The sequence below is a fragment of the Pontibacter actiniarum genome, assembly GCF_003585765.1.
Taxonomy (GTDB): Bacteria; Bacteroidota; Bacteroidia; order Cytophagales; family Hymenobacteraceae; genus Pontibacter; species Pontibacter actiniarum.
Window position 1 is genome coordinate 115056 of the sequence record NZ_CP021235.1, and the last position, 24870, is coordinate 139925.

General features: G+C 54.0%; 24 protein-coding genes and 1 tRNA gene. 10 read left to right on the forward strand and 15 right to left on the reverse strand.

Annotated elements, in window-relative coordinates; genetic code table 11:
- Nucleotides 1–57: 57 nt before the first annotated feature.
- The 7 genes from CA264_RS00505 to typA all read right to left on the reverse strand — a co-directional run bounded on the left by CA264_RS00505 (nt 58) and on the right by typA (nt 7245).
- The gene (locus CA264_RS00505; RefSeq protein WP_025609450.1) at nt 58–900 is read right to left on the reverse strand and encodes a 1,4-dihydroxy-2-naphthoyl-CoA synthase; all 843 of its coding nucleotides are present in this window, start codon (nt 898–900) and stop codon (nt 58–60) included.
- 51 nt (nt 901–951) lie between these two features.
- The gene (locus tag CA264_RS00510; RefSeq protein ID WP_025609451.1) at nt 952–2103 is read right to left on the reverse strand and encodes an acyltransferase family protein; all 1152 of its coding nucleotides are present in this window, start codon (nt 2101–2103) and stop codon (nt 952–954) included.
- Between the two features lie 155 nt (nt 2104–2258).
- Nucleotides 2259–3209, reverse strand: a complete 951-nt coding sequence (locus CA264_RS00515; RefSeq protein ID WP_025609452.1) for an aldo/keto reductase — start codon at nt 3207–3209, stop codon at nt 2259–2261.
- 377 nt (nt 3210–3586) lie between these two features.
- Complete coding sequence (locus tag CA264_RS00520) at nt 3587–3871, reverse strand: DUF2071 domain-containing protein (protein ID WP_237151154.1); 285 nt, start codon at nt 3869–3871, stop codon at nt 3587–3589.
- Between the two features lie 147 nt (nt 3872–4018).
- Complete coding sequence (locus CA264_RS00525) at nt 4019–4564, reverse strand: dihydrofolate reductase family protein (RefSeq protein ID WP_025609454.1); 546 nt, start codon at nt 4562–4564, stop codon at nt 4019–4021.
- Between the two features lie 101 nt (nt 4565–4665).
- On the reverse strand, nt 4666–5181 hold the full coding sequence (locus CA264_RS00530) for a hypothetical protein (RefSeq protein ID WP_211332058.1): 516 nt from the start codon (nt 5179–5181) through the stop codon (nt 4666–4668).
- 255 nt (nt 5182–5436) lie between these two features.
- Nucleotides 5437–7245, reverse strand: coding sequence for a translational GTPase TypA (gene typA / locus CA264_RS00535; protein WP_025609456.1), 1809 nt, complete (start codon nt 7243–7245; stop codon nt 5437–5439).
- Between the two features lie 215 nt (nt 7246–7460).
- On the opposite strand from typA, the gene msrB reads away from it, so the two are divergent.
- The 4 genes from msrB (at nt 7461) to CA264_RS00555 (ending at nt 9813) form a co-directional block, all read left to right on the forward strand.
- Complete coding sequence (msrB, locus tag CA264_RS00540; RefSeq protein ID WP_084196316.1) at nt 7461–8009, forward strand: peptide-methionine (R)-S-oxide reductase MsrB; 549 nt, start codon at nt 7461–7463, stop codon at nt 8007–8009.
- A gap of 106 nt (nt 8010–8115) precedes the next feature.
- Nucleotides 8116–8892, forward strand: a complete 777-nt coding sequence (locus CA264_RS00545; RefSeq protein WP_025609458.1) for a DUF3050 domain-containing protein — start codon at nt 8116–8118, stop codon at nt 8890–8892.
- A 151-nt stretch (nt 8893–9043) separates the two neighbouring features.
- Nucleotides 9044–9301 (forward strand): hypothetical protein, encoded by a 258-nt coding sequence (locus tag CA264_RS00550; protein ID WP_237151155.1) that lies wholly within the window; start codon nt 9044–9046, stop codon nt 9299–9301.
- Nucleotides 9302–9471: 170 nt separating this feature from the next.
- Entirely contained in the window at nt 9472–9813 is a 342-nt protein-coding gene (locus tag CA264_RS00555; protein ID WP_025609460.1) for a hypothetical protein, read from the forward strand.
- 59 nt (nt 9814–9872) lie between these two features.
- Here CA264_RS00555 and CA264_RS00560 read toward each other — a convergent pair whose 3' ends face one another.
- Nucleotides 9873–10106 carry a hypothetical protein gene (locus CA264_RS00560; RefSeq protein ID WP_025609461.1) on the reverse strand — a complete coding sequence of 78 codons (234 nt, stop codon included), beginning with the start codon at nt 10104–10106 and terminating at the stop codon, nt 9873–9875.
- Nucleotides 10107–10325: 219 nt separating this feature from the next.
- On the opposite strand from CA264_RS00560, the gene metG reads away from it, so the two are divergent.
- A complete protein-coding gene (metG, locus tag CA264_RS00565) occupies nt 10326–12365 on the forward strand; it encodes a methionine--tRNA ligase (RefSeq protein WP_025609462.1) in 2040 nt (679 codons plus the stop codon).
- Between the two features lie 122 nt (nt 12366–12487).
- Here metG and CA264_RS00570 read toward each other — a convergent pair whose 3' ends face one another.
- The 6 genes from CA264_RS00570 to purL form a co-directional block, all read right to left on the reverse strand.
- A complete protein-coding gene (locus tag CA264_RS00570) occupies nt 12488–13756 on the reverse strand; it encodes an MFS transporter (RefSeq protein WP_025609463.1) in 1269 nt (422 codons plus the stop codon).
- A gap of 136 nt (nt 13757–13892) precedes the next feature.
- Nucleotides 13893–14456, reverse strand: a complete 564-nt coding sequence (pth, locus tag CA264_RS00575) for an aminoacyl-tRNA hydrolase (RefSeq protein WP_025609464.1) — start codon at nt 14454–14456, stop codon at nt 13893–13895.
- 255 nt (nt 14457–14711) lie between these two features.
- On the reverse strand, nt 14712–15296 hold the full coding sequence (locus CA264_RS00580) for a 50S ribosomal protein L25/general stress protein Ctc (protein WP_025609465.1): 585 nt from the start codon (nt 15294–15296) through the stop codon (nt 14712–14714).
- A gap of 44 nt (nt 15297–15340) precedes the next feature.
- Nucleotides 15341–16270 (reverse strand): ribose-phosphate pyrophosphokinase, encoded by a 930-nt coding sequence (locus CA264_RS00585; protein ID WP_025609466.1) that lies wholly within the window; start codon nt 16268–16270, stop codon nt 15341–15343.
- A 169-nt stretch (nt 16271–16439) separates the two neighbouring features.
- A tRNA-Gln gene (locus CA264_RS00590) sits at nt 16440–16512 on the reverse strand.
- A gap of 107 nt (nt 16513–16619) precedes the next feature.
- Complete coding sequence (gene purL / locus CA264_RS00595) at nt 16620–18842, reverse strand: phosphoribosylformylglycinamidine synthase subunit PurL (RefSeq protein WP_036778019.1); 2223 nt, start codon at nt 18840–18842, stop codon at nt 16620–16622.
- Nucleotides 18843–19087: 245 nt separating this feature from the next.
- On the opposite strand from purL, the gene CA264_RS00600 reads away from it, so the two are divergent.
- From CA264_RS00600 to atpC, 4 genes are all read left to right on the forward strand, one after another.
- Entirely contained in the window at nt 19088–19312 is a 225-nt protein-coding gene (locus tag CA264_RS00600) for a hypothetical protein (protein ID WP_025609468.1), read from the forward strand.
- 80 nt (nt 19313–19392) lie between these two features.
- Nucleotides 19393–19884: a hypothetical protein gene (locus CA264_RS00605; RefSeq protein ID WP_025609469.1), complete on the forward strand. Its 492-nt coding sequence runs from the start codon at nt 19393–19395 to the stop codon at nt 19882–19884.
- A gap of 209 nt (nt 19885–20093) precedes the next feature.
- Nucleotides 20094–21605 (forward strand): F0F1 ATP synthase subunit beta, encoded by a 1512-nt coding sequence (atpD, locus tag CA264_RS00610; RefSeq protein ID WP_025609470.1) that lies wholly within the window; start codon nt 20094–20096, stop codon nt 21603–21605.
- Between the two features lie 92 nt (nt 21606–21697).
- Nucleotides 21698–21943 carry an ATP synthase F1 subunit epsilon gene (gene atpC, locus CA264_RS00615; protein WP_025609471.1) on the forward strand — a complete coding sequence of 82 codons (246 nt, stop codon included), beginning with the start codon at nt 21698–21700 and terminating at the stop codon, nt 21941–21943.
- A gap of 70 nt (nt 21944–22013) precedes the next feature.
- Here the strand turns inward: atpC and CA264_RS00620 are convergent, their stop codons facing one another.
- Complete coding sequence (locus CA264_RS00620) at nt 22014–23609, reverse strand: serine hydrolase (RefSeq protein ID WP_025609472.1); 1596 nt, start codon at nt 23607–23609, stop codon at nt 22014–22016.
- Nucleotides 23610–23696: 87 nt separating this feature from the next.
- Between CA264_RS00620 and CA264_RS00625 the strand changes: the two genes are divergently transcribed.
- Entirely contained in the window at nt 23697–24827 is a 1131-nt protein-coding gene (locus tag CA264_RS00625) for a trans-sulfuration enzyme family protein (protein WP_025609473.1), read from the forward strand.
- Nucleotides 24828–24870 lie beyond the last annotated feature (43 nt).

The following is a 24870-nucleotide window of genomic DNA, read 5'->3' on the forward strand; positions in this document are numbered from 1 at the left end:
GTGCAGCTCATAGGCTGCTTGTGTGTCAGCAGTACGGTTAGGCTGCTTTTATCTTCCTTACGGAATCCAGGGGATGTCTTTAAAGTTCGGCTTACGCTTCTCCAGGAATGCATTTCTGCCTTCTTTGGCCTCTTCGGTCATGTAGGCAAGGCGGGTGGCCTCACCGGCAAACACCTGCTGCCCTACCATGCCATCGTCTGTGGCGTTAAAGGCAAACTTCAGCATTTTAATAGAAGTAGGCGACTTCTGCAGAATCTCCTGCGCCCACTCGTAGGCTGTATCCTCCAGCTCGTCGTGCGGCACAACGGCGTTCACCATGCCCATGTCGTAAGCCTCCTGTGCGGAGTAGTTGCGGCCCAGGAAGAAGATTTCGCGGGCACGTTTCTGGCCCACCATCTTTGCTAGGTAAGCAGATCCGTAGCCGCCGTCGAAGCTCGTTACATCGGCATCGGTTTGCTTGAAGATGGCGTGCTCCTTGCTGGCCAGCGTCAGGTCGCAAACTACGTGTAAGCTGTGGCCGCCGCCTACGCACCAGCCCGGTACTACGGCTATCACCACTTTCGGCATAAAGCGCATCAGGCGCTGCACCTCCAGGATGTTCAGGCGCGGCATACCCGCCTCGTCCACGTAGCCCTGGTGGCCGCGTGCATTCTGGTCGCCGCCACTGCAGAACGAGTACACGCCGTCTTTGGTAGACGGGCCCTCGGCAGAAAGCAGCACTACGCCAATAGAAGTGTCTTCGCGGGCATCCAGAAATGCCTCAAACAGTTCCGCCACCGTTTTCGGGCGAAACGCGTTGCGTACGTTTGGTCGGTTAAAAGCGATACGGGCCACGCCATCCGCTTTCTTATAGGTTATATCCTCGTATTCCTTTACGGTTTTCCAATTAGCTTTGCTCATAACTCTTATTTTGTTGCAATTTAGCCATTTCTGTAGTGTAGCTCAACTGGTTTATACCTTAATACTGCCTGTAGGCTCTAAATCAGCTGAACCGCTTGCTTTCCGGGCGACCTTTTTCTTCAGCCGCAGGAAACGCACCTCTACCAGATGATAGCTGAGCAAGGTAACTATGGCAGTGGTGGCCGCAAGCAGCAGCGCCACGCTTAGGCTCAGGTACTGCCCCGGAATATACCCTTTTAGGTGGTGCTTAAGCGGGTCTGTAAACAGCCTGAACAGCGGCCAGTGATAGATGTACAGGCCAAAGGAATACTTGCCCAGAGCCCGCAGGGTTCTGGTGCGGAACAGCTGCCGTACGGCATTCCGGGGGTGGGTAGAAAGCGACACGGTCAGCAAGCAGCTAAACAGCAGCGCAAAGAGCGTATAGCCAGCCGTGGCCAGGTACGGGTTGTCGTAGCCGGGGCCTTCCGTTAGCACTGCAACCAGCAGGATACCCGCCGAGGCGTAGAGCAGGGGAAGCGTCCATCGGTTCAGTACCTCCCGGTGATGCTGAAGAAGCAGCGCAGCCAGACTGCCGAAAGCCAGGGCATCCATTCTGGAAGTTAGCAAAACGTAATAGCCCAGGTTCCCCTCCCAGAAAAGAAGCGAGCGGCTTAAAAGCGCCGTAACCAGTAAGGCGAATAGAAAGAGCAGGTAGTTCCGGGCGGCCAGAAAGTATACCGCAAGAGGCAGTATCAGGTAAAACTGCTCCTCAACCGCGATAGACCACAGGTGGTTCAGGTGGTGCGTGTTGCCCGGGAAAGCGTTAGCTAAGGCCGTGCTCACGTTCTGGAGAAAGAAGAAGTAGCTGATGTGCGGGAGCTCCGTAGCATAGATCACACTAAAAATGCAGGCGGCCCAAAGTATAAGCGCGTACAGCGGAAGTATGCGGAGCGCGCGCTTGGCGTAAAAAGAACGGAAGTACCCGCTCTCCTGCCTGCGTTGCAGCAGAATATTGGTGAGCAGGAAACCCGAGAGCACAAAGAAGAGGTCCACCCCGACCCAGCCCAGGGGGAAGAAGCTGGTGCAATGGTAACAAAGCACGGCCAGAATAGCCAGCCCCCTGATGCCATCCAAAGCCTCTACTTTCTGCCCGGCAGAAATAGGGGAAAGCCGCAGCTGCGGGAACAGCACGCGCTTAAAAGCTTTTCGGGTTACAGCACTCATGGGCTTGCTTATACTTGTCTGATGGGCTAACGTACAGACAAATATACCTTTAAGCAGGCGAAACAGGGCAACCCACAGCAAAAAAGCCTGCCACATGACTGCAGCAGGCCTCCTTTTGCTGATACGGTACGGTTGGTGGAACCTTGGCTTCCCGCTTATACTGCCGAGGCTTCCTCCAACTGCTTCAGGTCCTCCTGGCTCAGCGATGTTTGCATGGCCTCGGTAAACGCCTGAATATGCTTTTGCTTGGTGCCACTGGCGATGGGGGCGGTCACGAGCGGGCTGTTTATAAGCCAGGCCAGGGCAATACTGGCCTGCGAAACGTTATGTTTGGCGGATAGGTCGTCGAGGGCTGCCAGTATGCGCTTGCCGCGTGCATCCAGGTACTTTTTAATGCCGCCTCCGCGGGTGCTTTTGTCCAGGTCTTCCTCGCTGCGGTACTTGCCGCTCAGGAAGCCGCTGGCCAGCGAGAAGTACGTGATTACACCCAGGCCCTCTTCCCGGCAGATAGAGGCAACTCCCTTTTCGTAGCCCTCCCGGTCGTAGAGGTTGTACTCCGGCTGAAACACCTCGTAGCGGGGCAAGCCTTGGTTTTTGCTGGCATCCAGGGAGGCTTTTAAGCGCTCGGGCGAAAGATTGGAGGCCCCGATGTACCTTACTTTTCCTGCTTCTATGAGCTTCTGGTAAGCGCCGAGGGTTTCCTCTACCGGCGTTTTGTCGTCATCCCAGTGAGTCAAGTATAAATCGATGTGGTCGGTTTGCAGCCTTCTCAGGGAGTCATCGGCAGCTTTTAGGATGTGCTTTTCGGAGATATCTTTTTGCCCCTGGCCCATATCTGAGCCTACTTTGGTGATGATGTTGATGCTGTCGCGGTTGCCGCGCTCCTTCATCCACTTGCCAATGATGGTTTCAGACTCGCCGCCTTCGTTTCCTTCTGCCCAGCGGGAGTATACATCGGCCGTGTCAAGGGTGTTGATCCCGTTGCTGTATACTTCATCCAGAATAGCAAAGGATTCTTTCTCGTTCAGGGTCCAGCCAAATACGTTGCCACCCATTACAATTGGTGCGGTGTAGAGGTCGGTGTTGCCTAGCTTTCTTTTTTCCATGTCTTATACGTTAGGTTTGTTGGTACCATGTCTTTACCTGTTGCGGCCAGGGATGTTACACCCTCCAGGCCAAGGACAGTCTACAGACGCGTGCTTACATGCGCTGGTAAATTACTGTTCTTGTGCATCAGCCGCAAAAAGGCGCAGTAAGGAAGTAAGAAAACAGCTTCTCTCGGGTTTTGTTTTATGAGGTGAAACGTGTTGAGGGAATGGTTGGGTGATGGCGCTTTTAATGTGCTGCAGGTTTTGCTGTAGCCGGCTTTTTGTACTTCTTTTTGCCCCAGGTTAAGACCTCAACTCCCGTCGAAAAATGGCTCAGGTGCGGGGTGTTGTTCAACAGTCTACCAAACCTGGTGTACTGGGTATTTCTTCCCTCTTTATCCTTGAGTGTCGGTAGGGAGTTCTGACAGGCTTTTGGCAACCTGGCAGGATATTTTTGCTCCACCTTCAATGCTCCGGAAGTAAACGCCTGCTTTGTTGTTGTACTTCACATAGGTACGAATGTTGATTTCGTCAAAGTTGGATACAGGAGAGAAATACGGCAGGTTTCGCGACCTTATTTTTTCCATCGTAAATGCCACCAGCGACACCCAGGGCTTGCCTTTGAACAGGTCTATTTCCAAGTCGTCGGGGACGAGCTTTACTAACTCGTCGTAATCCACCTGCCAATGTAGGAAAGTCGCATTGTTCCATTCTTGGTAGTACCTCCACCTGCCGTTGGAAGCCCCCAGGGGCGATGCTCGGTTATCTACCTCTCACCTGCCTGCGTTGCTCCAGCAGAGCTACAAACCCTGCTGCCTGTTTGTGGTTTATTTTCTGGGTTGATAGATTAACTGTACAACCCCCGATTTGAATGTATTTGCTTGAACCAAGTGTAGGTTCACCCGGTCCTTTAAGTCCTCAAACAACGGCTTTCCACTTCCCAAGGCTGTTGGGTGAACTGAAATACGGTATAGGTCTACAAGCCCAAGCTGGATAAACGTTTTGATCAGGCCTGCCCCGCCGTAAAGCCAAATGTCCTTGCCGCCTTCTTTCTTTATAGCCGCTACGCTGTTAGCTATGTCCGAATGTAAAAAGGTTGCTCTGCCATCCTCTACAGGCTGGCGTGAGAACACGTACTTCTTCTTTGCGTGAACCGCTTGCCATAGTTTAAGCTCGGCCTCGCTTGCACCCTCGTCCGGCTGAAAGTTTCCCCAGGCGTCATAGCTTACCCGGCCATAAAAAATGGTGTCGATGGTCGACAGGAAGCCGTCAAAGTCCATGTCATCATCCATAATACACCAATCTATTTCTCCGTTTGGCCCCTCTATGAACCCATCTAAAGTTACAGCTAAGTCTAAGATTACTTTTTTCATGTTCAGTCAGATGCTATGTGGTAAAGTTGTTCCTGCAATAACCGCTAGCGCCTTGCTGTGGGGCGCGGGGCTGATAGCAGTGCGTTTGAGTACTGGTACTTTTACCTTTTTCTTAAAGTAGAAAAAATTACCATTGTCTTATCTAGCGCACTTGCGTTTGTTCCGCCTCCAAAGGCGTGAATCATTCTATTCCAGCCGGCGCCGCTTTTACTTTCAGCAATTGTTTCAGTAAAGTATTTCCCATCACAGGCGTAGGTGGTCCAGTTGCTGGTGCTATGAAGCACCTTGCCAGTCAACACGTCGGTTTTGCAGCTGTCCGGGCCGAACTTGCTCGGGTAATTCCCAAAGTACAACCCTGCAGAATACGCTGGTACACCAGTTGTGTCAGTCGGTGTGAAATAATATACAGAGAAATCAGGCCCTTCTTTTTCTGTTATTGAATAGTTTGGTGGTAAGGCAATATAGTAGCCACTTCCTCCTATTTGCACCTCCGTCAAACTGGCTCTAAAACTATCGCTCGTGCTTAGAGGGTCCTCTGGGGTGGTTTTTTTATTACATGATGTTAACAATATAACAGCCATCATGCCCCCAACTAATGGTTTGATAAGTCTATTCATTTGCTTATCCATAAGGATGGTTGGTACATGTATCGCGATGACGTTCAGCAGCACTAAAGGTGTTGCCAGCCTTCACTGCCCTTTTCTCACAGATTAAATGAGAAACACGTGTGTTAGCAGGTCTTTTCCTTGGCTTAAGATACTAAAATATCGCACATGTTAAGGGCAAGAAAGCTCCGGGATATGATGGGCAACAAAAAAAGCCCCATGCAGCCGTAGCTGCATGGGGCTTTGGAAATTTATACTTCGCGAAGCTTACGCGTTGTCAGCTCTTGACATGCGGTTACGCTCGTTCTCGTCGAGGTAGATTTTACGCATGCGGATGCTCTTAGGCGTTACCTCCAGCAGCTCATCCTTCTGGATGTACTCCATGGCTTCTTCCAGAGAGAACTTCTTGGCCGGTGCGATCTTCACGTTGTTATCAGAGCCGGAAGCACGCATGTTCGTCAGCTTCTTGCCTTTCTGAATGTTCACCGTGATATCGTTCTGGCGGCTGTGCTCTCCGATTACCTGACCCATGTATACCTCTACACCCGGATCAACGAAGAATACCCCTCTGTCCTGCAGCTTATCGATAGAGTAAGCTGTACCGGCACCCGTCTCCATCGAAATGATAGAACCGTTGTTACGGCTAGGGATGTTGCCTTTGTGCGGCTCGTACGCCAGGAAGCGGTGGTTCATGATGGCCTCACCGGCAGTAGCAGTCAGCACGTTGTTACGCAGGCCAATCAGGCCACGCGCCGGAATGTTGAACTCCAGGTGCTGCAGGTCGCCTTTCGGCTCCATGATCGTCAGCTCGCCCTTACGCTGCGTTACCAGCTCGATTACCTTACCGGCAGTCTCTTCCGGAACGTCTACCACCATGTGCTCGATCGGCTCGTGGCGCACACCGTCAATTTCTTTATAGATTACCTGCGGCTGACCAACCTGCAGCTCATACCCCTCGCGGCGCATGGTTTCGATCAGTACAGACAAGTGCAGGATACCGCGGCCGAATACCAGGAAGGTATCTTCACGGTCAGTTTCCTGTACGCGCAGGGCCAGGTTTTTCTCTGTTTCCTTGAACAGGCGGTCGCGCAGGTGGCGGGATGTCACGAACTTGCCCTCTTTACCGAAGAAAGGAGAGTTGTTGATCGTGAACAGCATGTTCATGGTTGGCTCGTCGATAGAGATACGCGCCAGTGGCTCCGGGTTCTCGGCATCGGCGATGGTGTCGCCAATATCAAAGCCTTCGATACCGGTTACGGCACAAATCTCACCTGCCGAAACCTCTTTCACTGTTTTCTTGCCAAGGCCTTCGAAAACCTGCAGCTCGGCAATTTTGCCTTTCTTGATCGTGCCGTCGGCTTTGCACAAGCTAATAGGCATACCCTCTTTCAGTGTTCCACGGTGAACGCGGCCAATGGCGATACGACCCACGAAAGAAGAGTAGTCAAGCGAAGTGATCTGCATCTGTGGAGAACCATCGTTGGTAGGGGCGGCCGGGATCACGTCGATGATCGCATCCAGCAAAGGCGTGATGTTATCGGTCGGCTGTGTCCAGTCGGTGCTCATCCAGCCCTGCTTAGAAGAACCGTACAGCGTAGTGAAGTCCAGCTGGTCTTCCGTCGCGTCCAGGTTAAACATCAGGTCGAACACCTGCTCGTGCACCTCGTCCGGGCGGCAGTTCTCTTTATCTACTTTGTTTACTACCACAATCGGCTTAAGGCCTAACTGGATAGCTTTACCTAATACGAAACGCGTCTGTGGCATGGCGCCTTCAAAGGCGTCTACCAGCAGCAGAACACCATCCGCCATTTTCAGTACACGCTCCACTTCACCACCGAAGTCGGCGTGACCAGGCGTGTCAATGATGTTGATCTTAACGTCTTTATAACGAACCGACACGTTCTTAGAAACGATCGTGATGCCGCGCTCGCGCTCCAGGTCGTTGTTGTCCAGAATCAGGTCGTCGAACTGCTGGTGCTCCGCGAAAAGCTTTGAAGCATGGATGATCTTGTCCACGAGCGTTGTCTTGCCGTGGTCTACGTGTGCGATGATCGCAATATTTCGAATATTTTGCATTGAATTGGTTTTTCGAGCCGCGAAATTACTAAAAAGGCTTCAGACTTTCACTAGTTCGCTCGAAATAAACAGGTTATGGTTGTATTAAATTATTGTTGGCCTGCGTTTGCTGCAGGTTAAGGGGCAAACATTCTGCCGTTAAAGTTTGTTTCCTAAGCGGTTAGGAAATTTTAAAGGGCTGAAGCCGAATGGCAGTTTGCCCCGTAAGTATACGTATGAAACTGATACAATTTTTTTTGATAATTGCCGCATTCCACCTGGTGGGATGCGCCCAACAGGATACATCCACTGATTTTGCCGCCACCACTGCCACTGCCGGAGACGAGCCGCTGCCGGACTACGTAAGGCAGGCCCTCAACAGCGAAACGCTGGAGGACACCGTGGTGCACACGGAGGAGGAGTGGCGCCAGCTGCTCAGCAAGGAGGAGTACTACGTGATGCGCGAAGAGGGGACCGAGCCCTCGTTTAACAACGCCTACAACAGCAACAAGAAGGAGGGCATCTACTACTGCGCCGCCTGCCACAACCCCATGTTTACCTCAGCCACAAAGTTTGAGTCCGGCACAGGGTGGCCAAGCTTTTACGCCCCCATCGAAGAGAAAAGGGTGAAAGAGGTAGAGGACGTGGCCCTGGGCATGGTCCGGACCGAGGTGGAGTGCGCCCGCTGCGGCTCCCACATCGGCCACGTTTTCCCGGATGGGCCGGAGCCAACCGGGCTGCGCTACTGCCTTAACTCCGCCGCCCTCGACTTCGAGGAGAAATAAAGAAGCCTACGGTAGCATTCTCTGCTATACCTTTGCATTTGCCAAGCCCGCTTTTCCGGCTTGGCAAATGCTTTTTTATACTTGCTTAAGTACATTCAACGCCATCATGAACAAAAGAATAGAAGCGCTGCAGCAGGCCCTGCAGGGGCACCGGCGGCAGCTGCTGCAGCACAACGTTTACCAGAGCCTGGAAACGCTCGAAGACCTGCGGGTGTTTATGGAGCACCACGTGTTTGCCGTGTGGGACTTTATGAGCCTGCTGAAGGCCCTGCAGCGGGACCTGACCTGCACCACGCTGCCCTGGGTGCCCACCGCCAGCCCCAGTACCCGCCGCCTGATCAACGAGATTGTGCTGGAGGAGGAGACAGACGTGGACCAGGAAGGCAGGCCGGTGAGCCATTTCGAGCTGTACCTGCGGGCCATGGCAGAGGCCGGCGCCGACACCAGCCAGATAGAGCAACTGCTGCAAAGCATACAAGAGGGCAAAACAGTGAACAGCGCGCTGGACCTGCTGCCGGTCGATGCCTCGGTGAAGGCCTTTGTCCGCAACACCTTCCGCATCATCAACCTGGGCAGCCCGCATGCCGTGGCGGCAGCCTTTACCTTTGGGCGCGAAGACCTGATCCCGGACATGTTCCGCCACCTGATCACCGACCTGAACAAGCGCTTCCCCGGCAAGCTGGAGACGTTTATATACTACCTGGACCGCCACGTGCAGCTGGACGAGGAAGTGCATACGCCGCTTGCCCTGCAAATGGTGGATGAGCTCTGCGGGGATGACGATGACAAGTGGCAGGAGGCCCTGGAGGTGTCCCGGCAGTGCATTGCCCAGCGCATCGAGCTGTGGGACGGTATCCGCAACCTGCTGCCTTCGGAGGCCTAGCCGCGTTACGCGCCTTGCGTGGCTGGTTATCTGAGCGTCGGGGCAGTTGCAGCGGCTTTATCAGGCCCGCCCGAAGAGCGAAAAGCGCCCGCCATCAACGAACAACCAGTATCCGCCGTACTTTAACTTTAAACCAAAACAGAATAAAGCTATGGCAGAACTACATTCAGAAGCAGATAACATAGAGAACACAGCCCAGTGCATTATGGAAGCCTTTAAGCAGTTTGAAGTGCGCGAGGGAAGCGTGCTGCACTACCAGCAGCTTTACCCGTTCCTGCAGGAGCGGTATCCGCACTACAAGGATGTGCAGAAGGAGGCAGAGCATCACCTGACAAAAGAAGGCTATGTTAACCCGGCGCCGGACGGGCTGCTGCTGACGCAGGTGGGGCATACCCAGGTGTGGGGCTAGTCTTTCAGCGATAACCAACAGCAAGAGAGGGTTAGGGGTGCAGTGCCTCTAACCCTCTCTTTTTATGGGGAGGCGCACCACACCGGCATCCGCCGTTCCGGATTGTATCCGTATACTATAAGTACAGGCCCGGAAGGCCGGGCAAAGTATAACAGTAACGATACAGAACCATGACCAAATACAACATATATATTGGAGCAATAGCGCTACTCGGAGCGGGCGCCTGCACCTCGCTGTCGGAGGGGCAGGAGGCTTTGCCGCCGCCGGCCAGGGTAAACGAACGGGTAACGCTTTACAACAACCCCGCCGAGACCCTCCGCGACCGCATGGGGCAGCAGGCGAGTGAGATAAACCGGAAGCGCAACATTGAGCAGTTCGACAGCAACAGCCCGGCCATGACGCCAAACACACTGCGCCCCCGCACGCTGCCGCTGGCCCCGATCGACTCGACGCGGCATAACATCTACTGGCCTATCTACCCTGTGGTGCGGCCACTGCCAACCGGCCAGTAAAAAAGCGCGGGCCCCAGCTGTGTGTACAGCTGGGGCCCGCGTGTGGTAGGGCTAAAGAGTTATTTTTTCGGCTTTTTGCTCTTCTTGCCTACGTCCTCCGCCTTTTCCTCATCGCTCAGGTGCAGCTCGTCCGGCTCCAGGTCTACGTACACTTCATGGTCGGGCGGGGTGTTTTGCGACTCACGGTCTGCTTTGCGCGGGGCTGGGTTCTTCGTTACTTCCTCCATGCTGTCGCGCTCGCCAAGGTTATCCCCGTCGTGCTTGGTGGTTCTGAAGTTATCTTTGTTCTTCATAAGTCAGGATGATTTTTGATTTATGGTCAATCGGTTTTTAAGTGTGGGCGCTCGACCGGCACATAAGCGCCATCGCCACGGCTTTAGGGTGTGTGGCCGAAAGCCTGTATCATCTTACGCAAAATAAGAGTATGCAGCTATACTTCCTTTTACGGGATTGGCGGCACTTGGCGCTTCTTTCCGTCTGGTATTTGTATATTTGCTTTTTAAAGAGACGACATGACGAATAACCCGAAAAGATATACTGTAACGGCTGCTTTGCCGTACGCCAATGGCCCGGTGCACATTGGCCACCTGGCAGGTGTATACTTGCCTGCTGATATTTATGTGCGTTACCTGCGCCTGCAGAACCGCGATGTGAAGTTCATCTGCGGATCGGACGAGCATGGCGTGCCGATCACCATCCGCGCCAAAAAAGAGGGGATTACGCCGCAGCAGGTCGTGGACAAATACCATGAGCTGATCAGGGACTCCTTCAAAGACTTTAACATCTCCTTTGATATCTACGACCGCACTTCCTCAGAAATACACGCCGAAACTGCAGGAGACTTTTTTAAGAAGCTCTACGAGGACGGCAAGTTTATCGAGCAGACCACCCAGCAGTACTATGACGAGAAGGCGCAGCAGTTCCTGGCTGACCGCTACATTGTAGGCACCTGCCCCAAGTGCGGCAACGAGAATGCCTACGGCGACCAGTGCGAAGCCTGCGGCACCTCCCTGAACGCCACAGACCTGATCAACCCGAAAAGCACGCTGAGCGGCGCTGTGCCGGTCATGCGCGAAACAAAGCACTGGTACCTGCCCCTGAACGAGTATGAGCCGTGGCTGCGCGAGTGGATCGTGGAAGGCCACAAAGGCGACTGGAAGCCGAACGTGTACGGCCAGTGCAAGAGCTGGATAGACCAGGGCTTGCAGCCGCGCGCCGTAACCCGCGACCTGGACTGGGGCGTGCCGGTACCGGTGGAAGGGGCAGAGGGCAAAGTGCTGTATGTGTGGTTCGATGCGCCAATCGGCTACATCTCGGCAACCAAAGCCCTCACAGACGACTGGGAGAAGTACTGGAAAGACGAGGAGAGCAAGCTGGTGCACTTCATCGGCAAGGATAACATCGTGTTCCACTGTATCATCTTCCCGAGCATGCTCAAGGCACACGGCGACTATATTCTGCCGGACAACGTGCCTGCCAACGAGTTCCTGAACCTGGAGGGCGACAAGATCTCTACCTCCCGCAACTGGGCGGTGTGGCTGCACGAGTACCTGCAGGACTTCCCGGGCAAGGGCGATGTGCTGCGCTATGTGCTGGCGGCAAATGCCCCCGAAACAAAAGACAACGACTTTACCTGGAAAGACTACCAGGCCCGCAATAACAACGAGCTGCTGGCTATACTTGGCAACTTCATTAACCGCGCGGTGGTGCTCACCCAGAAGTACTACGAAGGCGCCGTGCCTGCCCGTGGCGAGCTGACAGAGTACGACAAGGAAGTGCTGGGCGTGCTGGAAGGGATGCCGCTGGTGATCGCATCGTATATCGAGCGTTACCGCTTTAGAGATGCACTGGGCGAGCTGATGAACCTGGCTCGTTTGGGCAACAAGTACCTGGCCGACACGGAGCCGTGGAAGCTGATCAAGACGGATGCCGAGCGCGTGAAGACGATCATGAACATCGCCCTGCAGATTTCCGGTAGCCTGGCCATCCTGATGGAGCCGTTCCTGCCAGACTCTGCCGCTAAGCTGCGTGGCATGCTCAGCATGAACCCGGCCATGTGGGCAGACGCCGGTGCTGCGAACCTGCTGCCGGCCGGTCATATCATAGGCAAGCCAGAGCTCTTGTTCGAGAAGATCGAGGACACTGCCGTGGATGCCCAGGTGCAAAAGCTACTGGATACGAAAAAAGCCAACGAGCTTGCCAACGCCACGGTCGAGCCGGCGAAGGAGAACATTACCTTCGACGACTTCACCAAGCTGGATGTACGGGTGGGTACCATTATTGAGGCTGAGAAAGTAGCCAAAACCAAAAAGCTCCTGAAGCTGAAGGTGGACACCGGCATTGACCAGCGTACTGTGGTAAGCGGTATCGCGGAGTTCTTTAAACCGGAGGACATCGTGGGCCAGCAGGTAAGCATACTGGTAAACCTGGCCCCGCGCGATATCAAAGGCATCACCAGCCAAGGCATGATCCTGATGGCGGAGAACGCAGACGGCTCCCTGGCTTTTGTGCAGCCAAGCAAGCAGATCACCAACGGTGGAACGGTAAGTTAAGCGAATAACCTGTTTCAAAGTATAAACCCTCACTTGCTGATATGCAGGTGAGGGTTTTTGTTTGCCGTATCCTCTTATTAAAGCTTTGCCGTGGCTATAGCTACTGTAAGTACACGGTAGCGTTAGCCTATCGCAATGCCTTTTGCCTCGGAAGCAGCCACGGCTGCACGTGCTGTACGCTCCCCCTCTATGTGCTGCACGACAAAGTATAGCCCCAGAGCCGTTACCAGAGACAGGGCCCCGGTAGCCCACCACAGCGTTGCAAAGCCGTAGGTGCTGGCAATGGTGGTGCCCAGGTAAGGGGCCACCACGTGTGCCGCCGCGTAAGAAATGGTGTAGAGGCCCATGTAAGCGCCCCGGTTGGTAGGCCCGGATCGCTCAACGGTAATTGTAGCCATAAACGGCATGGCCAGAATCTCGGCTATACTTAGCAGGAACATTGCCGCATACAAAATACTTAGGTGCTGCGTCAGGTTTAGCAGTACGAAGGAGAAGCCCAACACTAAGGTGCCCATCACGATAAGCCAGGATTTCTTGGCTTTTTCGCCCAGCAAGTATACCACCACCATTTCCAGCAGAAAAACGATTAATCCATTTAGAGCGAGTAAACCTCCGATGCGGCTCTCAGGCAGTGTATACACCTGGCGGTAGTAGAGCGGCAGCGTAGAAAGCAGCTGGAAGAACATCATGGCAAAGCAGCAGCAGAACACAGCGAACAGTAGGAAGTAGCCGTCGCGGTAGGGCGAGCGCAGCCTGACAGCGGGAGCGGCAGACGCCTGTGCCGTGTTCTCGGGGGTGTTGTTCCCCTGTTTGTTTTTGAAGTAGATGTAGAAGAACAGCCCGGCCATGATGCAGGTGGTGCCGTCGGCTATAAACAGCCATTGGTAGGATACTGCTGCCAGCAAACCCCCAAGCGCCGGGCCGATAGAAAAGCCCAGGTTGAGCGCCATGCGGTTCAGGGAGAATGCCCGCGTCACGTTCTCAGGGCGTGCGTAAGAGGCGATTGAGGAGGAGTTGGCCGGCCGCAGCGTGTCATTCACAAGGCTGAGGATAAAGACCCCTGCAGCCAGAGCGGCGAACGCCTGCAGGTGCAGCAGCATAAAGTATAAACTGCCGCCTACCGTCAGGCTCAGGAACTGCACCTTAAAGTGCCCCACCTTATCGGTGAGCCAGCCGCCCAGGTAGGCACCGCACACGGAGCCGAGCCCGTACATGCTCAGGATGATGCCAGCCTCTCTTAACGTGTAGCCCAGCACCTCGGTCAGGTACACGCTCAGGAAGGGCGTTACCATGGCGCCGCTGCGGTTGATCAGCATTACTAAGGACATCATCCAGGCAGGGCGGGAGAGGCCCCCGAAGGCATTGCGGTACAGCAGGAGCACTTTTTTCATAGTAGTGGTAAGCAGGTGGCGCTAAGGCAAATGTATTGTTTCGGCGGCAGTTTTGTTAGGCCGTTCACAAAAAAGTAAGGCCCCTCCCGTATTTACTCAGGAGGGGCCTGTATACTAACAAGCAGGGGCTGCGGCCTTACTTGGTGTTGTACTGGTTCATGGTGCGCTCCAGGCCGATGGTGCCGAAGGCGATCACGGCGTCTGCGGCTTTCTCGATCAGCGTCTGCAGTTCCGGCTGCTCTTCCTCTCCGAACTTATCCAGCACATAGTCGACCTGCTTTCCTTTATGGAAGTTGTCGCCCACGCCAAAGCGCAGGCGCGGGTAGTTGTTGTGCCCCAGGGTCTGTTCGATGTGCTTTAGGCCGTTGTGGCCGCCGGCGCTGCCCTTGGCGCGTATGCGCAGCTTTCCGAAAGGAATGGCGATATCATCGGTGATCACCAGCATCTGGTCCGGCGTCAGCTTCAGGCTGCTGAGGTAGTGGCCCACGGCCTTGCCGCTCAGGTTCATGTACGTGGTTGGCTTTACGAGCACAAAGGTGCGGCCTTTGGTCTTGATCTCCGTCACAAAGGCATGGCGGCTCACGTCAAAGTTGCCCTCATACTTCCGGGCCAGGTAGTCAAGCACCATAAAGCCGATGTTGTGGCGGGTGTCAGCGTACTCGGGGCCGATGTTGCCAAGGCCCACAATCAGGTATTTCATACGTGTGTCTTCTTCTGGTGCGGCTTCGGGCGCCAGGCCCAGCCACTGTTTTATACTTTGTAGCATTCTTTTTTAGACGTTAGATGCCAGACATTAGATTTAAGGCTGCCTGCTGTGCGGAGCAGCGACAAAGTATAGCGCAAATTTAACGCCTTGTGTCTTACGTCCTGCTACTGGTGTCGGTAAAGAAACAAAAAATCCTGCCCCGCTTGGAGGCAGGACAGGATTTGGTTGTATTCTGAGCTGTGGCTCAAATTACTTTTTGCCACGAGCTTCTTCAGCCTGTGCACTCTTAAGGGCACGCGGAATAGTCACTGTAGCAATCGGAGCGCTTGGGTTTGTCAGGATCTCGTAGTTCTCTGGCTGGATCTTCGATACCTTGATTGACTTGCCAAGTTCCAGTTCGGAGATGTTTACCTCTACGAAGTCTGGCAGGTTGGCAGGAAGCGCCTTGATTTTGATAGTACGCAGCTTGGTTACCAGTTTACCACCGGCAATAACGCCCGGAGAGTTACCAACAAACTTAACAGGTACATCAATCTTCACCGCTTTGTCGTCCTGTAGCTCCAGGAAGTCAACGTGCAGCAGCATTTCGTTTACCGGGTGGAACTGAGCGTCCTGCAGCACAGCTCTGTAGTGTGTGCCTTCGATGTTCAGGTCTACCTCGTGTACTACCGGCGTGTAAATCAGGTCACGGAACAGGATAGCTGGAGCGTAGAAGTGAACTTGCTCACCGCCGCCGTACAGTACGCCTGGTACATAAGACTCATTACGCAGTTCTTTCGACTGCTGCTTGCCGAGATTTGCTCTTTTAAACCCTATAATCTCTAACGTTTGCATAAAAGTGTTTTGTTAAAATATATTGCTACAAAAGTATAGCCTAACTAAATAAACAGAGAGCTGATCGACTCGTGCGTTACCACGTTGTTAATCGCTCTGGCAAAAAGGTCCGCAAAAGACAGTACCTTGATTTTAGAACTCTCCTGCTTCAGCGGGATAGTGTCGGACACCACCAGCTCTTCCAGCACAGAGTTCTCGATGCGCTCATACGCCGGGCCAGACAGCACCGGGTGCGTAGCGATAGCGCGAACTGTTTTCGCCCCCTTCTCTTTCAGCAGCTGCGCCGCCTTGGTGATGGTACCGGCAGTATCCACCATGTCATCCACCAACACCACGTCCATTCCTTCCACATCACCGATTACCTGCATAGAGGCGATCTCGTTAGCGCGTTTGCGGTGTTTGTCGCAAACAACCATTTCGGCGCCAAAGTTCTTTGCGAAGGCTCTTGTTCTCACCACACCCCCTACGTCAGGCGATGCGAAGATCAGATTTGAGCCCAGGTTCAGGCTGCGCAGGTACGGCACAAAGATAGCCGAGCCGTCCAGATGGTCCACCGGGATGTCGAAGAATCCCTGGATCTGGCCTGCGTGCAGGTCGCAGGTCATCAGGCGGTCGGTGCCTACCGACTGGATGGCGTTGGCTACCACTTTAGAGCCGATAGAAACGCGCGGCTTGTCTTTTCTGTCCTGGCGTGCATAGCCATAGTATGGCATCACCACGATCACCTTGTGCGCAGAGGCACGCTTGGCGGCATCCACCAGCAGCATCAGCTCCATCAGGTTATCAGCCGGAGGGAAGGTAGACAGTACGATAAACACCTCTGCGCCACGAACTGACTCGTTGTAGTGTACGCCTATCTCGCCGTCGCTAAAGCGGGAGATAGTAAGGTCGCCGAGCTTAGTGCCATAGGCGGCAGCTATTTTCTCAGCCAGGTAACGGGATTCTGAACCAGAGAAGATTTTAACGTGTGGCATAACGGTGCTAAAACTAAAAAAACGGTTGGTTGGGTTTAGTTGATTATGCCCGCAAAGCTACCAAAATTCCTGATGGTAGGCATTAAATATTTCTGATTTTTAAACAGTTACGCCTGCTGTACGCGCAAAAAAAAGAACAACACCCGTTAGAGTGTTGTTCTTTTTAAAGTTGTCCGACCAGGGCTCGAACCTGGACTCTTCTGAACCAAAATCAGACGTGTTGCCAGTTACACCATCGGACAATCTCCGCATCGACTTCGAAACTGTTGTTCTGTTGTCGTTTGGTGATGCAAAGATAGAGAGACGAATTTAAACTGCAAACATTCGGCTCAAATTTTTTTATAAATTTTTAGTCTAAAATCTGCTCCAGCGCCGTGTCATAGTGCTTTTTGGCTACCGAGATGCCTCCGAAAAGAGCGCCGTCGATGTGGCAGTCATGGCCTGTAACAGTGCCTAACTTTGTGAAATTCATGCCCTTATTTTGAAGCGCTTCCTCAAAGGCGGCCTGTTTTTCCGGCGCAACAGAAACAACTACGCGGCTCTGGCTCTCGCCAAATAAAAATGCGTCTTTTCTGAAATTTTTATCTGTCTCGATGTCGAAGCCCAGCTCTTTCGGCATGGCAGACTCCAGCAGCGCGATGTATAAACCGCCGTCCGCCACGTCGTGCACCGAGTTTACCAGCTTCTGACCGATCACTTCCTTCACGCTCGCCTGCAGCTTCAGCTCCTCGTCCATGTTAAAGTATGGGGCAGGGGTAAGCTTTATCTGGTGGTAGGAGTACACGTACTCGGAAGAGGCGATGTCGTTTCTGGCGTCGCCGATCATATAGATAAGGTCGCCGGCGTTCTGGAAAGCCAGCGTCATCTTGTTGTCCTTGTTCTCCAGGATGCCCAGCATGCCGATGGTCGGGGTCGGGAACACCGGGCCCTCGTCTGATGACTGGTTGTAGAAGCTCACGTTGCCGCCGGTTACCGGGGTGCCGAACGCTTCGCAGGCTTTGCCCATCCCTTTGATGGCGCCCACAAAGTGCCAGTATACCTCCGGCACGTACGGGTTGCCGAAGTTCAGGCAGTTGGTGATAGCCACAGGCTCGGCGCCGGAGCATACGATATTACGGGCAGCCTCTGCCACGGCAATCGCCGTTCCTTCCTCCGGGTCGGAGTACACGTAGCGGCTGTTGCAGTCCACGGTCACGGCGATCGACTTGTCGGTGCCCTTCACTTTCACGATGGCAGCGTCAGACGGGGCGTTCGTGGTCATGGTGGCGGTGCCTACCATGGAGTCGTACTGGCGGTACACCCAACGCTTGGAGGCGATGTTTGGGTGCGTGGTCAGGAAGTCGGCCACGGCCTGGTAGTCCTCCGGCTCCTGCACCTGGTCAATGTTAAACTTCTTCGCTTCGGCATAGTACGCCGGCTCCCGGTACTCGCGGTGGTAAACCGGGGCGCCTCCGCCCAACACCAGGTCGTCGGCAGGAACCTCGGCTACAAGCTCACCGTCCTGGTAGTAGCGCAGCATGCCGCCCTCCGTCACCACGCCGATCTGCTCGCAGTACAGGTCCCACTTGTCGCAAATGTCTTTTATAGTTTGCTCATAGCCTTTCTTCATCACGATGAGCATGCGCTCCTGGCTTTCGGAAAGCAGGATCTCGAACGGCAGCATGTTCTTCTGGCGCGTAGGCACTTTGTCCAGCCAGATGTCCATGCCGTGCTCGCCCTTGGCGCTCATCTCGGAGGTAGAGCAGGTGATGCCGGCGGCCCCCATGTCCTGCATGCCGATCACGTGGCCCGACTGGATGATCTCCAGCGTCGCCTCCAGCAGCAGTTTCTCCTGGAATGGGTCGCCTACCTGTACAGAAGGCAGGTCTTTGGCGGAGTCTTCGGTAATGTCTTTCGAGGCGAAGGCAGCACCGTGGATGCCGTCCTTGCCGGTGGCCGAGCCCACGATAAACACCGGGTTGCCGACACCGTAGGAGGTGGCAGAGGCGGTTTCGCCTACTTTTACGATACCTGCCGAGAAGGCATTCACAAGCGGGTTGATGTTGTAGCACTCGTCAAAGAAGAGCTCGCCGCCCACCGTCGGGATGCCGAACGCGTTGCCGTAGTCGCCGATGCCTTTCACGACACCTCGTAGCAGGCGCTGCGTTTTCTCCGACCTCGGGTTGCCGAAGCGAAGCGAGTTCAGCTGCGCGATCGGGCGGGCCCCCATTGTAAAGATGTCGCGGTTGATGCCTCCCACACCCGTGGCTGCGCCCTGGTAAGGCTCAATGGCGGACGGGTGGTTGTGAGACTCGATCTTAAAGCTGCAGGCGTAGCCATCGCCGATGTCTACCAGGCCGGCGTTTTCTTCCCCGGCCTTTGCCAGCATGCGTGGCGAGTCCTTTGGCAGGGTTTTAAGCCACACGATGGAGTTTTTGTAGGAGCAGTGCTCCGACCACATTACCGAGAAGATACTGAGCTCAGTGAAGTTTGGCGTACGGCCTAAGATTTGTTTGATGCGTTCAAATTCCTCTTCCAGAAGGCCAAGCTTCTGGGCTGTTTCTACTGTAGTGAGTTGTTGTTCCACGTTTATCTGGCTTATGTAACGGATTAGCAAAAGTAGGAACTTATACTATATGAGAACAGTAGAACTTGAGCCTTTTTGAACGCCCCGCTGCCACGCGGGCCTGTGTGCCGGCTGGTTTGCACTACCCGGGTATAACTTTGTAACATGCCCTGCAAATAAAATAAGTGCAAACTTTTATATCTGTAAACTGTCACCCGATCAGGATTTATGCGTAAAGAATTCTCAATCACTTAAATACCTAACCGCGCCCTATGACCATTGTAAACACCGATCTGATAGTAACTACTTGCGGCCGAGAACTGGACCTGAGCACAACGGAGTTGGTAATAGAGAGGGCAAACAGCCTTTTTAGCTACAACATTCACAAGCTTAAGTCGGGGGAGTACGTGATCGTGGAGAAATTCTTTGCCAACCCCTTTAACAACCGGTACATCCTCCTGAACGACGAACAGATAGAGGTGCTGAAGAACCTATAGGCGAAGGCGCTGAAATTCTGAGTAAGCAGTTTTGTTCTTCACGTGCTACACCGTATCTTCCTGCTATAAAAGCTATTCCTATGGTGTACCTCTACTCTCTCCTGATTGGCCTGTGCTGTGGCACAGGGAAGGCCGAAGCCCCCAATCCCGTGCGTTTCGCCCCCGTTTCCGAACTGTCGGTAACACAGGCTGACACCGCGAAGCAGACTGCCACGGCGAAGAAAAGCAAGAAGAAGCGCCGGGAGCGCAAGCCTGCCGCAGCCGGTGTTACCATGAAACGCAACATAACGCGGGCCTCCATAACGCAGCATAACACCGAAGGGTACAACATCGAGATCCTGATCATGGACGGGGGCCTCCCGATCCGGAATCCGGAAGAGCTGCAGCTGATAGGCAGCAGCGGCAGCACCGTGAGCGGCAGCTCCTACCTGGGGTTCGACAATGTGGTATTTCCGTTCGAGGGAAACATCCGCTTTAAATCACCCAGCAAAATGAAGGCGGTGACGTATGACCGGGTGGTAAGCTTCAAAGTAACCGAGCCTGGCCGGTGGGTCATGCGCATCGATATCTAAAAGAGCCAGTTAAGCTTTTGGCGGCGAAACAAAGTGCCGGGGAGCACCTGTAATAACACCGCGCCCCTTGCTTTTAAAACAGCTGCTTTCAGGGTAGTGGCGCACAGCGCAAAACTTTTTATATTCTAGCATGGATATAAGAGATTAATCCATTAGTTTTGCACCCTGAAATAACTCCGTTATACTAGTTAATCAACATAAAAAGTCAAATGGCAAATATTGGCAGAATTACCCAGGTTATCGGTCCAGTGGTGGACGTTAGCTTTGTGGGTGAAAACTCTAAGCTACCAAATATTCTGGATGCCCTTCAGGTGACGAAAGACAACGGCCAGGTAGTAGTGCTGGAAGTTCAGAATCACTTGGGTGAGGACCGCGTGCGTACCATTGCGATGGACTCTACAGAAGGCCTTACTCGTGGCGCTGAAGTAGTTGACTTGGGTGGCCCAATCAAAATGCCGACAGGCGAAGGCATTAAAGGTCGCCTTTTCAATGTGATCGGCGAAGCCATTGACGGTATTCCGCAGCCAGTGAGCACAGGTGGTCTTCCTATCCACCGACCTGCGCCTCGCTTCGAAGACCTTGCTACTTCTTCTGAAGTTCTTTATACAGGTATCAAAGTAATCGACCTGATCGAGCCTTATGCAAAAGGTGGTAAAATCGGTCTTTTCGGTGGTGCCGGTGTAGGTAAAACCGTATTGATCCAGGAGCTGATCAACAACATCGCGAAAGCACACGGCGGTCTTTCTGTATTTGCCGGTGTAGGTGAGCGTACACGTGAGGGTAACGACTTACTTCGTGAGATGATCGAGGCTGGTATCGTGCGCTACGGCGCTGAGTTCCTTGAGTCGCTGGAGCACGGTGGCTGGGATCTTTCCAAAGTAAATCAGGAAGAACTGAAGGAGTCTAAGGCGACCTTCGTCTTCGGCCAGATGAACGAGCCTCCTGGGGCGCGTGCACGTGTGGCGCTTTCCGGTCTTACAATGGCGGAGTACTACCGCGATGGTGAGCCAGGCTCAAGCGACGCCGGCCGTGACATCCTGTTCTTCGTAGATAACATCTTCCGCTTCACGCAGGCGGGTTCTGAGGTGTCGGCCCTTCTGGGGCGTATGCCATCTGCGGTAGGTTACCAGCCAACGCTGGCAACTGAAATGGGTGCCATGCAGGAGCGCATCACGTCTACAAAGCGTGGTTCCATTACATCCGTGCAGGCCGTTTACGTACCTGCGGATGACTTGACTGACCCGGCTCCGGCAACTACGTTTGCCCACCTGGATGCTACTACCGTACTTTCCCGTAAAATCTCCGAGCTTGGTATCTACCCTGCGGTAGACCCTCTGGATTCTACATCACGTATCCTGACGCCAGACGTTGTTGGTGACGAGCACTACAACACAGCGCAGCGTGTGAAAGAGATCCTGCAGCGCTACAAAGAGCTTCAGGACATCATCGCCATCCTGGGTATGGACGAGCTTTCTGACGAGGATAAACTGGTGGTACACAGAGCGCGCCGTGTGCAGCGTTTCCTGTCTCAGCCGTTCCACGTAGCAGAGCAGTTCACAGGCCTGAAAGGTGTGCTTGTTGATATCAAAGACACCATCAAAGGCTTCAACGAGATCATGGACGGTAAGTATGACCACCTTCCGGAGTCAGCCTTCAACCTGGTAGGTACCATTGAAGACGCTGTTGCCAAAGGTGAGAAAATGATGGCCGAAGCAAAATAGATTTCATTAGTTAAGAGTTAAAAGTTTAAAGTTATGAGTTGTACACCAATTCTAACTCTGAACTTTTAACTCTAAACTCTTAACTAACAAAGATGTATTTAGAGATAATCACACCTGATAAAAAGGTTTATGCCGGTGAGGTAGAGTCTGCTAAGTTCCCGGGAGCCAACGGCTCTTTCGAGGTACTCGACCAGCACGCTCCCCTTATCAGCACGCTCGATAGAGGAAGCATCCGTATCACTACCAGCAAAGGCCAGGAGTTTTTTACCGTAGACGGTGGTGTGGTAGAAGTGCTGAACAACAAGATCATTGTACTCGCTGAGTCAGTGACGGAGTAACAGCCTTTTCTAAAGTATAAAGCAAGGCCTCCTGCTCTCTTTGAGCAGGAGGCCTTGCTGTTTTACTGCGTTACCGGGCGCCGCTTGTAGAGCTTCGGGCCTCCGCCACCCTGCGGAAGTCCAGGTCGTGGAAGTCGTAGCTAAAGTCCGTAAGCGGCGATACTGCCTCCATGGTTATTCCCGAGAGGCCAGGGGAGTACCTGACAAACGCATCGGCCTCCATTCTGCGGTCATCCCACTTCACGACGAAGGTACTGTCTTTGTAGTAGAGCATTTCGCCGTGCAGTTTAGGGGAGCGCTTAGACTGCAGCCATAGCCTGTTGTTCTTTTTGTATACCTGTATCTCCCCAAACCACTTATCCCCAAACGTGCCGGTGTAGGGCTCGAAAGCCACTCTTTTCCTTTTGTTTTTCAGGTTGGCGTTTACCTCCAGCCAGGTTTTATCGGTTATGGCTTTGGCCTCTGCCAGGTACTCCGCTTCCTCCTCCCTGTAGTACTCCACCCAGTCTTTGCTCTCCATGCCCAGGTAGGCCTGCTTAATGGTATTGGTGATGGCCTGGAACGCCTGCCCGTTCTGCTGGTTTGTCAGTACGATAATGCCCAGGTGCAGCTCCGGCAGCATGGTTACCTGGCTAACCATACCTGCCAGGCCGCCTGTGTGGCTTACTTCTTTGTAGCCCTTGGCGTCGTTGAGGAACCAGCCGAGCCCGTAGGACTTAAAATGCGTGTTAAAGGTGCTGCTGCCTCTGAAAGGGATGATGGTCTGTGGTGTCCATTGCTCCTGTATCACTTCTTCTGACAGCAGGCTTTGCTGAGGCGCAGGGCCATACTTCCCGTTGTTCATCAGCATGACGAGCCATTTGCTCAGGTCGTGGGCGCTGGTGTAGATACCTCCGGCGGCGTCTGTTAGCGGCAGGTTGTAGCGGTCGATTACCTGTAGCTTTCCCTCCACAATGGCATGGGCATCTATGGTGTTGGAAATGTCCTTCAGCCTGCCGAAGCTGGCGGCGCTGCGTGCCATGCCCAGCGGCTGCATAATGCGCTTCTCGGCAAACGCCGGCCAACTCATACCCGATACCCTTGCCACTACCTCGCCTGCGATTATGTACAGCAGGTTATCGTAATCATACTTTGTCCTGAAGGCCGAGACAGGCTTCAGGTGCTGCATGTTGCGCAGGAGGTCATTCAGGGTAAAGTCGTTCCCGTCCGGGAAGATCATGAGGTCGCCGGCGCCGAGGCCGAGGCCGCTCCGGTGCGTTAGCAGGTCCCGGATGGTAAACTCCTCCGTAACATAGTCGTTGTAGAGGCGGAACTCAGGGATGTAATCGATCACCTTGTCGTCCCACTTCAGCTTGCCCTCCTCCACCAGCATGCCAATGGAGGCCGCGGTAAACGCCTTGCTGTTGGAGGCCACCCCGAAAAGCGTGTGCTCGTCTGTTGGCTCCCCTGAGTTGAGCGAACGCACGCCGTAGCCCTTCATGTGCGCCACCTTACCATCCTTGACCACTGCTACGGAAATACCCGGCACCTGAAAGGTTCTCATGGTCCGCGCCACAAGGGTGTCGATCTCCTGTGAGCTAAGTGGCTGCGCGCCTGCCGAAGCAAAACTGCCCAGGAGTAGCGTGAGCAGCGCCAAGAGGCAGCGGGCTTGTGTGGCTGTTTTCATGTTGATGAGAGCTTATGTTTGGAATGAAATACTTATACAATATAAGAATTCCTGCTTAACTTGATGCCTAAATCATACTTACAACTCATGCCGCACATCCATCCCAAAACCACCCCGATTTACCAGACCTCAGTATTTGCGTTTGATGACCTGAACGCACTGGAGCAGTATTTTGAGCAGCCGGGGCAGAGCTACATGTACACGCGCTACGGCAACCCCAACACGGATGAGCTGGCGCAGGAGGTAAACAAGCTGGAAAAAGGGGCAGGGGCCGTGGTGACCTCATCGGGGATGTCGGCTATTCTGGCGGCGGTGCTGGCGGTTTGCAAGGCCGGCGACCATGTGCTGTGTGCCGAGGAGATTTACGGCGGCTCGTCCTCCCTGCTCTCCCAGGAGATGACCCGCATCGGGGTGGATGTAACGTTTGTGCCCACAGCGGATACCTATACGCTAGGGAGCTACGTGCGCCCGAACACGCGCCTGCTACTGGCCGAAACAGTAAGCAACCCGCTGCTGCAGGTGCTCGACGTGGCAAGGCTGGCCCAGGAAACGAAGCGGCAGGGAATTAAGCTTGTGATCGACAACACCTTTGCCACCCCGGTACTGACCCGGCCACTGGAACTGGGTGCCGATACCGTTATCCACAGCGTGACCAAATACCTGTCCGGACACAGCGATGTAACGGCGGGCGTGGTGGTTTGCAAAGAGCAGGAGGACCTGCAGCGGGTGCAGAGAGTAATGATGGTGTACGGGCTGAACCTTAGCCCCTTCGAGGGCTGGCTGGCTGCACGGGGCCTGAAGACACTGCGCCTGCGCATGAGGCAGCACTGCAGCAACGCCCTGGAAATAGCCGAATACCTTGAGCGCCACCCCAAGGTGGAGAAGGTGTGGTACCCGGGCCTGGAGGAGCACCCGCAGCATGAGTTGGCAAAGCGCCAGGGGCAGGGGATGTTCGGGGGCATGTTGAGCTTCCGGATCAAAGATGAGACGGAGGCGGTTAACCGTTTTATGCAGGCGCTGCCAAGTATACCTTTCGCCCCGTCGCTTGCCGGTGTAAACACCTCTGTTTCTTACCCACTGGGTACGTCGCATCGCGCTCTGAGCACGGAGCAGCAGGAAAAGATGGGCATCACGGTGGGGGTGATCCGCTTTTCGGTGGGAATAGAGGAGCCGGAGGAGCTGATAGCAGAACTGGAGACGGCGCTCGCGGCAGTATAAGGCACGTCCAGTACCCGCCTGGCGCAGCAAACCTTTGTGGTAT

Coding starts and splice junctions, on each gene's coding strand:
- typA (WP_025609456.1), bottom strand. CDS start 7,245: ATGCAAAATATTCGAAATATTGCGATCATCGCACACGTAGACCACGGC.
- CA264_RS00525 (WP_025609454.1), bottom strand. CDS start 4,564: ATGAAAAAAGTAATCTTAGACTTAGCTGTAACTTTAGATGGGTTCATA.
- CA264_RS00515 (WP_025609452.1), bottom strand. CDS start 3,209: ATGGAAAAAAGAAAGCTAGGCAACACCGACCTCTACACCGCACCAATT.
- CA264_RS00555 (WP_025609460.1), top strand. CDS start 9,472: ATGACCAAATACAACATATATATTGGAGCAATAGCGCTACTCGGAGCG.
- CA264_RS00510 (WP_025609451.1), bottom strand. CDS start 2,103: ATGAGTGCTGTAACCCGAAAAGCTTTTAAGCGCGTGCTGTTCCCGCAG.
- CA264_RS00625 (WP_025609473.1), top strand. CDS start 23,697: ATGCCGCACATCCATCCCAAAACCACCCCGATTTACCAGACCTCAGTA.
- CA264_RS00605 (WP_025609469.1), top strand. CDS start 19,393: ATGGTGTACCTCTACTCTCTCCTGATTGGCCTGTGCTGTGGCACAGGG.
- atpC (WP_025609471.1), top strand. CDS start 21,698: ATGTATTTAGAGATAATCACACCTGATAAAAAGGTTTATGCCGGTGAG.
- atpD (WP_025609470.1), top strand. CDS start 20,094: ATGGCAAATATTGGCAGAATTACCCAGGTTATCGGTCCAGTGGTGGAC.
- CA264_RS00570 (WP_025609463.1), bottom strand. CDS start 13,756: ATGAAAAAAGTGCTCCTGCTGTACCGCAATGCCTTCGGGGGCCTCTCC.
- CA264_RS00530 (WP_211332058.1), bottom strand. CDS start 5,181: ATGAATAGACTTATCAAACCATTAGTTGGGGGCATGATGGCTGTTATA.
- CA264_RS00550 (WP_237151155.1), top strand. CDS start 9,044: ATGGCAGAACTACATTCAGAAGCAGATAACATAGAGAACACAGCCCAG.
- msrB (WP_084196316.1), top strand. CDS start 7,461: ATGAAACTGATACAATTTTTTTTGATAATTGCCGCATTCCACCTGGTG.
- metG (WP_025609462.1), top strand. CDS start 10,326: ATGACGAATAACCCGAAAAGATATACTGTAACGGCTGCTTTGCCGTAC.
- CA264_RS00585 (WP_025609466.1), bottom strand. CDS start 16,270: ATGCCACACGTTAAAATCTTCTCTGGTTCAGAATCCCGTTACCTGGCT.
- CA264_RS00580 (WP_025609465.1), bottom strand. CDS start 15,296: ATGCAAACGTTAGAGATTATAGGGTTTAAAAGAGCAAATCTCGGCAAG.
- CA264_RS00620 (WP_025609472.1), bottom strand. CDS start 23,609: ATGAAAACAGCCACACAAGCCCGCTGCCTCTTGGCGCTGCTCACGCTA.
- CA264_RS00505 (WP_025609450.1), bottom strand. CDS start 900: ATGAGCAAAGCTAATTGGAAAACCGTAAAGGAATACGAGGATATAACC.
- CA264_RS00600 (WP_025609468.1), top strand. CDS start 19,088: ATGACCATTGTAAACACCGATCTGATAGTAACTACTTGCGGCCGAGAA.
- CA264_RS00545 (WP_025609458.1), top strand. CDS start 8,116: ATGAACAAAAGAATAGAAGCGCTGCAGCAGGCCCTGCAGGGGCACCGG.
- CA264_RS00560 (WP_025609461.1), bottom strand. CDS start 10,106: ATGAAGAACAAAGATAACTTCAGAACCACCAAGCACGACGGGGATAAC.
- pth (WP_025609464.1), bottom strand. CDS start 14,456: ATGAAATACCTGATTGTGGGCCTTGGCAACATCGGCCCCGAGTACGCT.